Annotated in this window: 11 protein-coding genes; 5 read left to right on the top strand and 6 right to left on the bottom strand. The window is 60.9% G+C overall.

The features are described 5' to 3' along the window. Nucleotides 1-18: 18 nt before the first annotated feature. Nucleotides 19-2,250: an alpha/beta hydrolase family protein gene (locus PYK22_RS16210; RefSeq protein ID WP_162199773.1), complete on the bottom strand. Its 2,232-nt coding sequence runs from the start codon at nt 2,248-2,250 to the stop codon at nt 19-21. 58 nt (nt 2,251-2,308) lie between these two features. Then, nucleotides 2,309-2,767 (bottom strand): tRNA (cytidine(34)-2'-O)-methyltransferase, encoded by a 459-nt coding sequence (locus tag PYK22_RS01765; protein ID WP_041973792.1) that lies wholly within the window; start codon nt 2,765-2,767, stop codon nt 2,309-2,311. Here PYK22_RS01765 and PYK22_RS17450 point away from each other — a divergent pair. After that, on the top strand, nt 2,759-3,109 hold the full coding sequence (locus PYK22_RS17450; RefSeq protein WP_157770616.1) for a hypothetical protein: 351 nt from the start codon (nt 2,759-2,761) through the stop codon (nt 3,107-3,109). The two genes, PYK22_RS01765 and PYK22_RS17450, sit on opposite strands and share 9 nt — an antisense overlap. Before the next feature lie 165 nt (nt 3,110-3,274). Here the strand turns inward: PYK22_RS17450 and PYK22_RS16205 are convergent, their stop codons facing one another. From PYK22_RS16205 to PYK22_RS01740, 4 genes are all read right to left on the bottom strand, one after another. Further along, on the bottom strand, nt 3,275-3,964 hold the full coding sequence (locus PYK22_RS16205) for a hypothetical protein (protein WP_157770615.1): 690 nt from the start codon (nt 3,962-3,964) through the stop codon (nt 3,275-3,277). A 3-nt stretch (nt 3,965-3,967) separates the two neighbouring features. Continuing rightward, on the bottom strand, nt 3,968-4,951 hold the full coding sequence (locus tag PYK22_RS01750; RefSeq protein ID WP_041973786.1) for an IPT/TIG domain-containing protein: 984 nt from the start codon (nt 4,949-4,951) through the stop codon (nt 3,968-3,970). Next, nucleotides 4,929-5,645 carry a GspMb/PilO family protein gene (locus PYK22_RS01745; RefSeq protein ID WP_157770614.1) on the bottom strand — a complete coding sequence of 239 codons (717 nt, stop codon included), beginning with the start codon at nt 5,643-5,645 and terminating at the stop codon, nt 4,929-4,931. The genes PYK22_RS01750 and PYK22_RS01745 overlap by 23 nt, the downstream gene beginning before the upstream one ends. 129 nt (nt 5,646-5,774) lie before the next feature. After that, nucleotides 5,775-6,377: a PilN domain-containing protein gene (locus tag PYK22_RS01740; protein ID WP_041973779.1), complete on the bottom strand. Its 603-nt coding sequence runs from the start codon at nt 6,375-6,377 to the stop codon at nt 5,775-5,777. 345 nt (nt 6,378-6,722) lie between these two features. Between PYK22_RS01740 and ribA the strand changes: the two genes are divergently transcribed. From ribA to PYK22_RS01720, 4 genes are all read left to right on the top strand, one after another. Next, nucleotides 6,723-7,343 (top strand): GTP cyclohydrolase II, encoded by a 621-nt coding sequence (gene ribA / locus PYK22_RS01735; RefSeq protein WP_211197584.1) that lies wholly within the window; start codon nt 6,723-6,725, stop codon nt 7,341-7,343. 123 nt (nt 7,344-7,466) lie between these two features. Then, a complete protein-coding gene (locus tag PYK22_RS01730; RefSeq protein WP_041973776.1) occupies nt 7,467-8,330 on the top strand; it encodes a deoxyribonuclease IV in 864 nt (287 codons plus the stop codon). A 61-nt stretch (nt 8,331-8,391) separates the two neighbouring features. Next, nucleotides 8,392-10,941 (top strand): leucine--tRNA ligase, encoded by a 2,550-nt coding sequence (leuS, locus tag PYK22_RS01725; protein WP_041973774.1) that lies wholly within the window; start codon nt 8,392-8,394, stop codon nt 10,939-10,941. A 122-nt stretch (nt 10,942-11,063) separates the two neighbouring features. Continuing rightward, on the top strand, nt 11,064-12,464 hold the full coding sequence (locus PYK22_RS01720; RefSeq protein WP_162199772.1) for an alkaline phosphatase family protein: 1,401 nt from the start codon (nt 11,064-11,066) through the stop codon (nt 12,462-12,464). Nucleotides 12,465-12,572: the final 108 nt, after the last annotated feature.

Below are 12,572 nucleotides of genomic sequence, written 5' to 3'. Positions count from 1 at the left end.
GCTTGAACTCTAGCGGTTTCAAAGAGAGCCGTTCGGATTCGCCCTGAGATGTCTTTCGAAGAAAGAGAGGATCCGCTCGTACTCATCGGTCCAGCTTTCAGGGCGGACGAACGAATGATTCTCTTTCGGGTAGAACATCACTTCGAAGTACTGCGTTTTGCCGAGTTCGATCAATTTCTGGACCAGTTGCACGGAATCCTGAAAATGCACGTTGTCATCCACCATCCCGTGCAGGATGAGCAATGGGCGGCGCAGTTGTTCGGCATAGGTGATGGGCGAGCTGCGCCGATAGGCCTCCGGATTCTTGTCGGGAAAGCCGAGCCGTTCGGTCGTGTAGATTGGCGATGAAGCGTAGTAGTTCTTCCAATCGGAGACGGGGCGCAGCGCGGCTGCGCAGGCCACCTTGTCGGGAGCGCGCATCGCCAGCATCTCGGCCATAAAGCCGCCGTAGCTGCCGCCGTAAACGCCGATGCGTGATGGTTCGGCGTTATAGTTCCGAATAAGGAAGTCTATCCCATCAAGATGATCCTGAAGATCGAGGCCGCCCAGAAAGTCGTACACGTCCGTGCGCCACTCGCGCCCGTAGCCGGCGGAGCCGCGATAATCTATGTCGAGCACGAGGTAACCGCGCGTCGCCAGAAGGTGGTTGAACATCGCCTCGCGGTAGTAGTTGTTCCAGCCGTTGATGACGTTCTGTAGGTAGCCTGCGCCGTGCACGAAAAGGATCGCTGGATAACGACGCGCGCGATCGAAGTCCTGTGGCAAGTAGAGACGCGCGTGGACGGTTTTGCCATCTCTCGCCGTGAAGTTGACGAAATGGGGCTCGGTCCATTTGATTTCGCGGAAACGTGACGGCACTGTATCGGTCAGCTTCACCGGTCGCGGGCGTTCGCCGCAATCCCGGCAGAGGCGCATCGCATAAAGGTCGTTCGGCACGTTCCATTCCGAGTGTTCGAAGAGAAGCCATTGGCCGTTCTTGGCTAGTTGCGGATCGGTATTCATCCCCTTCGGCGTAGGGAGGCGCTCTCCGATCCCCGTGCGCGCATCGAGCAGGTAGAGATGGCGTTCGGTCGTCGCCTCTTCGGTCGAAGAATAGACGATGGCTGATCCGTCAGGTAGCCATGCGGCCCAATTGACCTCCCAGGCGCCGCGCGTCAATTGACGAGGCTGCGCGTTCCCCTCTTTGAGCGAGATCAGGTAGAGATGGTTGAAGCCGTCGCCTTCCGAGGCGAACATGAGTTGATCGTTGCGCGGCGAAGGTTCGACGATGCGCGATAACGGGGCGATCCATTTGGCATCCGTCTCCTCATAGAGGAGCTTCGCCGATCCGTCGGCGGCGGAAGCGAGAAAGATCTGCCGCCGTTTCGTATCGCGATCGACGCGATCGACCACGAGCGCTGAGCCATCGCTCAACCAATGCAGGCTGCGGATGTAGGCTTGCCCTTCGGGCGGCGGCAGTTTGATGGCGAGCGGGGTTTCGGTCGTCCCATCCGTCGCGACGATCTCGATCCGCTGTTCCGTCCATCCGCGCCTGACTGTGGATGTCGTGACGAATTCGCCGGTGTAATCGGGCACGATGAGCGCGCGCTGTTTGGATGTATCGGAGATGACATAGGCTACGCGGCTCCCATCTTCGGAAGCGACCGCGTTTGTGATGGTCGTCGCAGGTTGCGCGGTCGTCTCGCCGCGTTGCGCAGATGAAGCGCCGAAACGCGTCAGTTGTATCAGTCGGGGCTCATCCGTCCCCATGACGAAGAGGTTCGCGCCGGACTGGTAGATGATGCGGCCTCCGCCAAGCCAGCGCGCGTTCGTCTCCGGCGCGCTCGTCTGCGTCAGCCGGCGCGGTTTCGCTTCATCTAGACCGATGATGAAAAGATCGCCGCGTTGGGAAAAAAGGAGACGGCGGCTATCGGGCGACCATTCGATGCTGCTGATGCTCTGTTCGCGGGCTTGTTGCCAGTCGTCTCGCCGCTCTGCTCTCGCCTGACGCCCCTCTTCGGCAGCGGCGCGCACCAGAAGACGCGGCGGGGATTGTCCGTCAGTCGGCACGATATATAGATCGCGCGGCTCGCGCCCTGTGCTGCTCCACAGAAAAGCGCACCAGCGTCCATCGGGCGATATCTTCTCCCCTTCCGGGCGCATCCCCGCGAGCGAAGGTTCGGCCATGATCTCGCGCACGGAGAGCGATTGAGCGTGAACGGCTAGGTGAAGGCAGACGACGACGGTCGTAACGAGAACTGTCTTCCTCATGCGAGTGCTCCTCAGGATCGAGCGAATCGTCATTCGCGTTTCGGCTGGTCCCCTAAAGTTACGCGAAGGCGTTCGTCTGTCGCAAGGCTTCGTAAAGGACGATGGCTACGGAGGTCGCCAAATTCAAACTGCGCACGCGCGGGTTGAGCATCGGGATCTTCAAACAGCGATCCCAATTGGCGCGCAGGAGCGCTTCAGGAAGGCCGCGCGATTCGCTGCCGAAGACCAAGCAATCGTTCTCCGCGAAGCTCCAGTCTAAATATGACCGTTCGGCTTTGGTCGAAAGGTAAACGAAGCGCGCTTCGGGCAGCATCGCGTAGAGCGATTCGATGTCGCGATGGCGATGGAGGATCACCTCAGGCCAGTAATCCAATCCGGCGCGGCGCACGGCGCGATCGTCAAGTCGGAAGCCGAGCGGACCGACCAGATGCAGCGGGGTGCGCGTGGCCGCACATAAGCGCGCGATGTTGCCCGTGTTTGGCGGGATCTCGGGTTCGACGAGCGCGACGTGGATCATAACCTTTCGTCCGACATAAAAGTGGGGCGGCAAAGCGTTGTTACGATTTGCCGCCCCTTTAAGTCAAGCCCGCAAAGGCCAGATTGTTTTGTGCGCCAGTGGAAAGGTTGGAACCGAAACGAGAAGATCCTCGCTCACTTCTTCGAGGACTTCTTCGCCGCTGACTTCTTCGCCGCGGACTTCTTCGCGGTCGCTTTCTTAGCGCCCTTGGAACCGGACGACTTCTTGGCTGCAGTTTTCGTCGACTTCTTGCTCGCTTTCTTTGCTGTTGGCATACGTTGTCTCTTCTCCTTGGATTTGAGTTTAACCGCTCTCGACCACAAGATGATGTGTTTCTTTTAATCTTGTGGCCTAGAATTAACGGCGCACAACATGTTGGGATATATAAACGTATTGCGCGCAGTTGTCAATAACCTATTTTCGTTTTCCGATCTTCGGCCCCAGCGGTCGAGGGCGAGAATGGGGATCGCGAGGTGAGGTCGCGGCGTGATTCTGCTTCGCTTGCGATCAACGGAACAGCGGCGTGAAGATCCAGCGGTCGTGACGGTCGATGCCGTAGTAGGTGATGATCGAAGATCTCTGACTGCGCGAGGCGATGCCGATGAATGGGCCGGTCGCCTCATCATCGCTCGTCCGAATGTCGGGCGAGGTTCGAGGGATAGTCACCTTGGCCGCGCCGGTCGCCTCATCGCCATCTGTTTGAGTGGCGTCACTATTTGCGGCGTTCAGGAGCGTGATGACTTGTGAAGCGAGCGGTCGCAGTCGTGGATCGCGCGTCGGCGGAAGTAGGCCGCCGTTGTAATGCATGAGCGAATCGCGGAAAGCGGCCAGCGCCGGATCGTTGATCGTGACGAGTCGCCACGGCTTGCCGGTGAGCGGATCGATGGTCGCTGATGGGCGCAGGATCTGCACCTTCTTTGTCCCGCGAGGGATCCCATCGAGCAGTTGCTCGAGCGAGGTCGGCAGACGCCTATAGGCGATGTAGTAGAGCCGAATCGCTTCCGCCACCTGTTCGCCGCGGAAGATGGCCTCTTCTTCGAGTTCGCGCTGCTTCTGCTGTTGGAGGTTGGGGGCGGCGACCGTTATCGCGATGGCGATGATCGTCGCGAGCGCGAGAAGGCCGACGAGCGCATATCCGCGCTCAGGGTGATCGCGCGAACTGTCTCCGTCGCGCCGTCGCATGATGAATCTCGCCATAGATCAGCGCGGTTTCCCTTCGTTCTCGTCATTTCCCGCCTCGCTCGCCTCAGCCGGTTGCGCTTGCTGAAACTCGCGCCGGAATCTTTGGAAGGGCGGGCGCGGTGACGCGATCTCATCTGCCGGTCGAGGGATCACAGTGTATGGCAGGACATGCTTGAACCCCAATTGCGTATCGGTCAACTCGATCGCCCGTTCGGTGATAGAAGTTACGCGGAAGCGCCCCCCGACGGTGTCGCCGCGTTGGACTCGGATCAGCTCTCGTCCTTGCTGCGGTTGAAGCAGTGCCGTGTCGTTATACCTCTTTCCGCCGATCAACCCGACATATGTGAAGGGCGGCGTGGGAGGAGGCAGGACGTTGAGCGTGAGCGCGTTCGAATAGAGCTTGCCATCGGGCGTTCGCACCATGATTGGGCGCGGGCCATCGGTCGAGATCAGCGCGGCTGGGACGGTCGTCGCCATCTGTCGCGCGCTGAGGAAGCGCGTCGGCAGCTCTTGATTGCCGATGACGATGCGCGTCTGCGGAGTGAACTTATCGCCGAAGACTTCGAGCGTGAAGTCACCTGTGCGCGCATAGACGCTTTGCGGCGACACCGAAGCGAGAAGCAGCGGCGGGGGCGGCGTCGGACTCGGCATCGCTGCGACGCTTTGGCCGGCGCGAGCGCTGGTCGGTGCTGGCGGCACGTAGTAAGCGAAGATGTTGCGTCCGACGTTCGGTTCGGTCGCTTGCGGCCATTCGTAACGTATCGGTTGCGGGGGGACGAGCGGATCGTCGCGGATCTCGCTCGGCGAAGGCGTGCGCGGCGCCTGATCCGTCGGCGATGCGGCGCGCGCCGACGCCGAACGCGCCGTCCTCTGATTGCGGTTCGGCGTCGAGGGGGTAAAGAGGAACTCCCGCGCGACCATCAGGATGGCGAGCGCGCTCAAGGCGATGGCGGCGAACAGCTTCTTGCGCTCCGTCGCGTTATTGTTCTCTGGTGAGTTCATCTGCCACCTCAAGAGACGAATCCGGTTCACGGCGGAAGTAAGCGGTAAGATCGAGTCGCAACCTTACGCTCGCTCCGCGTTCGTCGCGTTCGGAGACGCCTTCGAGTTCCATGCCGTTGATGGTGATGAACTGTCGGCCGATCTCCAGATCATTGATGAAATGGCGCAGGTTCGGATATGAGCCCTCGACCGTTAGATTGATCTTGAGGCTCGGAAAGATGCTCGGCGCCTCGTCGCCGTTACTGAGCGTTGATCTTCTCCCGTCGGTTGCCGTCTCCACGGGGGTGAAGGTCATCGCTTCAGAAAGGCGCAGATCGTTACGTTTGATGAGTTCATTGAGCGTCTGCAACACGGTCGTCTGCATGGCGCCGCGCGGCGCGAGGAAGTTTCGCTCGAATGAGTCGAGGCTTTGCAGTATTTCGGCTACAGTCGCCTGTGCGTTGGCGCGGTGTTCGATCCCTTCGGTCGAAGCGCGCAATTGTCTCTGCAGCCTCATTCGCTCGCGCTGCGCTTCATCCAGTCGGGTGCGCGCCGGGGCGAGCAGGTAGAAATAGGCGAAGAGCGCCATACAAAGGAGGAGAGCGGCGGCGATGAGCGCGAGCAGTTCGGTCAGATCGAGCGCTTTCGGGGCACTTCGTCGAAGCTGAAGGTGTGAGAGCCATCGCTCGCTTCGTATCCAATTAAGCCTCGTCATTTTCGATTCGCGCTCTGACACGGTTTTCATCATCTTGCAATGCGCGCCCACCGAACAGCGTCGATAGCTACTTTCGATTCGCGCCTTGAGATTTCACCTCTGGTAGCGGCCCGTGGATTCAAGCGACGCTTAACTCCTCTCGTCACCGGTCCTACCCGTTTCGACGCCTGTAGAGCGCGGAGTGTACCGCAATCTGAAGGTCCATTCGATGCCGCTCGCTCCGCGCCCTTGACGTGGGCGTTGCGCGATCGGCTCGATGTTGAATCCCGCCGCGTTCAGTTCTGCGATCATGGCGGTGACATCATCGGATGCGCGTCCGACGACGGAGATTTCGAGATCGGCGAAGATGCGATCGCCGCGTTGTGCGACGTCGCGCACCTTGATGCGCGTGACGCGCACGTTGGCCGGAGTGTGCGCTTCTAGGTCACTGAAGAGCTGCGACCAGGAGAAGCGTTTGCGTGCGATGATCATGTGAGCCGATTGCACGGCGGCGATCTGTTCGGGCGAGAGCGAATCGCGCACTTGCGCGGCTTGTTGGCGCAGCGCCTCGACCTGATTGCGCAGTATGGCCAGATCGCGCTCCGTCTGAGCCTCTTGCGCGCGGACGCGCGTCCATTCGGCGACGGTCAATGCGAGCGCGATGAGCGAGATGGTGGCGACGCTTATGGCGATCGTCCACGGCAACGCGCGATTGCGGAAAGGGCGGCTGGCCAGATTGAGATCGGCGATCATCTTCTCACTCCTGAATCCGACACGGACCCAGCCACGCTACAAAGCATAGTCTTTTGTTCCAAGCGAGCGCAACCTCTCTTCACCTTACTTTCCGCCCGAGGCGCTCTCCGACAAACCTTTGCACGCGCCGCCGCTTGTGGCGTTCCAAAAAGAGCGGGCTGCCGAGTCCTCGCTGCTCTCCCCCAACATTGAATCTGTCACGCGCTCCATTGGGTCAAGCGGGCTGCCGAGTCCTCGCTGCTCTCTCCCCCTTTCTTGCTTTCTTGTCGTGCGCGTAAGCTCTTCTTATAATTCCGAGCTGTGGCGCAAAGCGTGGCGGAATCTTCCGGCGAAGGAGACCTGAATTTGGATCAGAGGCGAGATTCAAGGCCGACGGTCGAACGAGTGGCGACAGCCAATCTTCCGACCGCGGTGGGCGAGTTCAAGGTGGCGGGATATCGTTCGTTGATCAGCGACGAGGAGTTCGTCGCCTTATTCAAAGGCGATCTTCGCCCCGATGTGCCGACGCTTGTGCGCATTCACTCTCAGTGCTTGACCGGCGACGTCTTCGGCTCGACCAAGTGCGATTGCGGTCAACAGCTCCGGCGGGCCATGGAGATGATCGAGCGCGAGGGGCGCGGCGTGATCGTCTACCAGTTACAGGAAGGGCGTGGGATCGGGATCCTGAACAAGATCCGCGCTTATGCGTTGCAGGATGAGGGCGCGGATACGGTCGAGGCTAACGAGCGGTTGGGATTGGCGATCGATCTGCGCGACTATCGGCAATGCGCCGAGGTGATCCTCGATTTGGGGGTGCGGCGCGCGCGCGTGATGTCGAATAACCCGCAGAAGATCCGCGCGTTGCGCGATGCGGGATTGGAGGTCGTCGAACGAGTCCCGTTGGAAGTCGAGCCGACCAGCGCTGCTGTTCATTATCTTCGCACGAAGAAGAAGAAGCTGGGCCATCTTTTGGAAACGTTGCCTTAAGATTCCGCCGAGCCACCAGACATCTCGATAGAAGGCTTCAGAGATGGTGAGAGTCATCCGGGAGGCGCTGGCTGAAGTGCATCTTATGCTTTTTCGGTTTGGACGGAAGAGGAGGATCGTTTAGTGCCGCGTATTGGTTTTCATGCGCCGATCGCTGGCGGGTTGCATAAGGCTCTCTTGCGCGCGCAAGAGTTGGGATGCACCGCTGTACAGATCTTTTCGCGCAATCCGCGCGGGTGGACGGCGCGCCCTTTGTCCGCCGAAGAGGTTGCGCTCTTCCATCAGACGCGCGAGGAGACGGGGATCGATCCGGTCGTCATTCACGCCAACTATCTGATCAATCTGGCGGCAACTGACGACGCGGTGCGCGACAGATCGATCGCCGCTTTCCGCGAAGAGGTCGAGCGCGGCATCCTTCTGGGAGCCGATTACATCGTCGTCCATCCGGGAAGCGCCCGCGGCGCGCGCGAAGAGGACGGAATCGAAACATGCGCCGCGAGCCTGCGCGCCGCGTGCCAGGGACTGAAGCTCGGTTCGCTTCGCATCCTCGTCGAGAACACCGCCGGACAGGGCGATTGCATCGGGCACCGGTTCGAGCACTTGCATCGAATCATCGAGCTTTGTCCCGAACTCGAACTCGGCGCTTGCTTCGATACGGCGCACGCTTTCGCCGCCGGATATGAGCTGCGCGACGAGCGAGGGCTCAAGCAGACCATGCGCGAACTCGAGCGCGCCGTCGGGACGAAGAACGTGCCGGTGGTCCATTTCAACGATTCGAAAGCGCCGTTTGCTTCGCGCGTCGATCGCCACTGGCACATCGGCGAAGGGCAGATCGGCGCCGAGGCGATGCGCCGCATCGCCTGCGAGCGGAAGTTCCGAAACGCCGCCTTCTTGATCGAAACGCCGCAGGACGGACCGGAAGACGACGCGCGTAACCTGGGCGCGTTGCGATCTTTTATCTGCGATGGCAAGGCGCGCTCTGCTTGACGTAACATGAGCGAGGCGAGCAAAGTCAACTTGAAAAGATATTCGACGATGAAACGTTAAGATGGACGAGAAATACTTCCCCGAAAAGATCGAAGAGAAGTGGCAACAGCGTTGGGCCGAGTCGGGCGCTTTCGAAACGGAGGTCGATCCGGCGCGCCCGCACTTCTACTGCTTGGAGATGCTGCCCTACCCGTCGGGCTTTCTGCACATGGGGCACGTGCGCAACTACTCGATCGGCGACGCGCTCGCGTGGTACAAGCGGCTTCAGGGATTCAACGTGCTCCATCCGATCGGGTGGGACAGTTTCGGCCAGCCCGCCGAACAGGCGGCGATCAAGCGCGGCATCCAACCGCGCGATTGGACCGAGCAGAACATCGCGCACATGCGCGGGCAGCTTCGACGGCTCGGCATCAGCTACGACTGGCGGCGCGAAATCGCCGCCCACACGCCCGAATACTACAAGTGGGATCAGTGGTTCTTCCTGAAGATGTTCGAGCGCGGGTTAGTCTATCGCAAGCTGGCGCCGGTCAACTGGTGCCCGAAAGAGGAGACCGTGCTGTCGAACGAGCAATCATCGGGCGGCGTCTGCTGGCGGTGCGGCACGCCGGTCGAACGGCGCGACCTCGAACAGTGGTTCATTCGCATCACGGACTACGCCGAACAACTGCTCGACGACATGCGCGAGATCGAAGACGGCTGGCCCGAGCGCGTCCTCACGATGCAGCGCAACTGGATCGGGCGGAGCGAAGGCGCTTATGTCGATTTCGCCGTCCAGGGGCGCGACGAGAAGATCCGCGTCTTCACGACGCGCATCGACACGATCTACGGGGCGACGGCGGTGGTGTTGTCCGCCGAACATCCGTTGCTCGAACGCTTGCTCGCAGGCTCTTCGCTCAAGTCCGATGTGGAGCGGTTCATCGCGCGCGTGCGCGAAGCGCGTCGGCGTCCTGCCGCTCCCGGAACGGAAGAGGAGAAAGAGGGCGTGCACACGGGACTGTTCGCCATCAATCCGTTCAACGGCGAGCAGGTGCCCATCTGGGTAGCGAACTACGTTTTGATGGAATACGGCACGGGAGCGGTGATGTGCGTTCCGGCGCACGACGAGCGCGACTTCGAGTTCGCGCAAAAATATTCGCTCCCCATTCGACAAGTCATCGCGCCCATCACGCACGAGCAAGAGCCGAGCGGATTCGAGCCGCGCTTGGGCGTGGACCAGTCGACCGAGATGAAGCAGGCGTTCACCGATTACGGCGTGCTCGTCAACTCCGGCGAGTGGAGCGGTAAACTCTCCACCGACGCCATGCGCGAGATGGCCGAGTACGCTCGAGCGCATAGTTTCGGCGAACCGGCGATCACCTATCGCCTGCGCGATTGGGGCATCTCGCGCCAGCGTTTCTGGGGCGCGCCGATCCCCATCATCTACTGCGAGCGGTGCGGCATCGTGCCCGTGCCGGAAGAGGATCTGCCCGTGATCTTGCCCGAGCGGGCGGAGTTCACCGGCGTAGGCGAATCGCCGCTTGCGGGCGTCGCGGAATTCGTCAGAGTCGATTGTCCGAAGTGCGGTGGACCGGCGCGGCGCGAAACCGACACGATGGACACGTTCGTCGATTCGTCGTGGTACTTCTTCCGCTACTGCGACCCGCACAACGACCGCGAGCCATTCGACCGCGAGAAAGTGGCTTACTGGACGCCCGTGGACCAGTACATCGGCGGCATCGAACACGCCGTGATGCACCTGCTCTACACGCGCTTCTGGACCAAGTTCATGCGCGACATCGGGCTCGTTCGTTTCAACGAGCCGGTCAAAAAGCTCTTGACGCAGGGCATGGTCACGAACATCGTGCCCGAGACGGGCGAGTGGAAGGCGATGTCGAAGAGCTTGGGCAACGGCGTCGATCCCGACGAGATGATCGAGGCTTATGGCGCCGACGCCGTGCGACTTTTCATCCTCTTCGCCGCGCCGCCAGAAAACGAGCTTCGCTGGTCAGAATCCGGCATCGACGGTGCGGTTAGGTTCTTGCGCCGCGTCTATCAGATGGTCGCGCGTTGGCGCGAGGCGTTGCGCGATGCGCCGCGCGACGTGCCGGCTGAACTTTCGCCCGAAGCGCGACGCATACGACGCGCGACGCACCGGACGATCGCGCGCGTGACCGAGGATTTCGAACGGCTCCACTTCAACACGGGAGTCGCCGCGATGATGGAACTCGTCAACGAGCTGAGCGACTTCAAGGTCGCGCCACAGCAGGCTTCGCCCGCTGAGCTGTTCGTCATGCGCGAAGCGCTCGAAGCCTTGACGGTGATGCTCGCGCCCTATGCGCCGCACGTCGCCGAGGAGATGTGGGAAGGGCTGGGGCACGAAGGCGGACTGCTCGGAAGCGGCGCGCGCTGGCCCGTTGCCGATCCGGAATGGGCGCGCAAAGAGGAGCTAGAGATCCCCGTGCAGGTCAACGGCAAGGTGCGCGCTCGGCTCCATGTCGCGCCCGACACGCCGGACGATGAGTTGCGCCGACTGGCGCTCGCCGACGAGCGCGTGCGCGCCTGGACCGAAGGGCGCGAGATCGCGCGCGTCATCGTCGTCCCGCAACGTCTCGTTAACGTCGTCGTGCGATGATTTCCAAGTTAATCCGCCGCAATCGCGGTCGGCTTCGCAGACTTCGGAGCCCTTCGCCCCTGCGGTCTGCGGATTAACCTCGGGCGATTTCTCGGAAATCCATTTCAACGAGGGACTGGATGATGCGTAAAATTCTGTCGGTGCAGTTTGCCGCGGCGGTCCTTCTCGCTTCGATCGTCGCGGCTCTTTTTTCGATCGCTCCAGCGGCACGCAATCTTGGACCGCAGAATTCCGCGCCGAAGGCGAAACGCGCGCTCGTCATCTCGATCGATGGACTCGATGCGCGCTATCTTCTCCGCGCCGATGAGTATGGCTTGAAGATCCCAACCTTGCGCCGCTTGATGCGCGAAGGCGTGGTGGCTCCGGTCATCGGCGTTTATCCGTCGGTCACCTATCCATCGCATACGACGATCGTGACGGGCGCGACGCCAGCGCGTCACGGCATCGTCAACAACACGCTCTTCGAGCCGCCGCCGATGAAGCCGACGGGTAGTTGGTTCTGGTTCGCGCGCGACATCAAAGCGGATACCCTTTGGGATGCCGCGGCGCGACGTGGTCTGAGCGTCGGATTGGTCTCGTGGCCAGTTTCGACGGGCGCGGGCGACTGGAACGTGCCGGAGATCTGGAGTCCGGGCAAAAGCCCCTTCGAATCGCGCGACACGGTGCGTGAATACGCGCGCCCGCGCGGATTAGTTGAAGAGGTCGAGCGTGCCGATCCGGAACTTTTCAAGAACCTTACGCCCGACGAAGGCGACGACATGCGCACGCGCTTTGCCGAGTACATCATCGCGCACAAACGCCCGCAGTTGATGTTGGTTCATCTTTTCGATCTCGATCATTTCGAGCACAGCTACGGGCCATTCACGTCACAAGCTTTCACCACTCTCGAAAAGGTTGACGGCTATATCGGGCGTTTGCTGGCTGCCGTTGAACGCGCCGGTCTGCTTTCGGAGACGGCGGTCTTCATCGTCAGCGATCATGGTTTTATGGCGATTTCAAGGACCTTCAATCCGCTAATCGTGCTCGAACAAGCTGGATTGGTGAAAATCGCGCCAGATGCCGACGGGCGGCGGCGGATAATCGAGTGGCGCGCTTTGCCTTACATTTCGGGCGGATCGTGCGCGATCATCCTGCGCGACGATCAAGATCAGGAAGCCTTGAGGCGTGCGCGCGAAGCTTTCCGCCCTTACGAACAGCAGGGCATCTTGCGCATCATCGATAGAAGCGAGCTGGAACGTTTGGGCACAAATCCGCGCGCCGCGTTCGCGCTCGAGGCGGCGGAAGGTTACGCCTTCGGCGGCGGACTCACAGGTGAAACCATTACGCCTAGTCTGAATCGCGGAACGCACGGTTACTTGCCGACGTTGCCCGATTATCGCGCTTCGCTCATCATCGCGGGTGCAGGCCTCGCGCGTCGCGGGAGGATCGATGAGATCAACATGACGAGGATTGGGCCAACGATCGCGCGCTTGCTCGGTTTAGAGTTGCGTGGTAGCGAGGCTCCGCCCATTCCGCTCGAATGACGCCAGGACTTTGGCGAAGGCCGGAGCCGTTCCGGGCTCAACGTCAGCTTCGTTCTTGAGTTAGAATCAGCGAAATTCGAGGCTCGGTCATCGAGACCGAGTCTCGAA

The organism is Pyrinomonas methylaliphatogenes, from assembly GCF_000820845.2.
Classification (GTDB): domain Bacteria; phylum Acidobacteriota; class Blastocatellia; order Pyrinomonadales; family Pyrinomonadaceae; genus Pyrinomonas; species Pyrinomonas methylaliphatogenes.
This window is presented reverse-complemented; position numbering and strand designations above follow the sequence as displayed.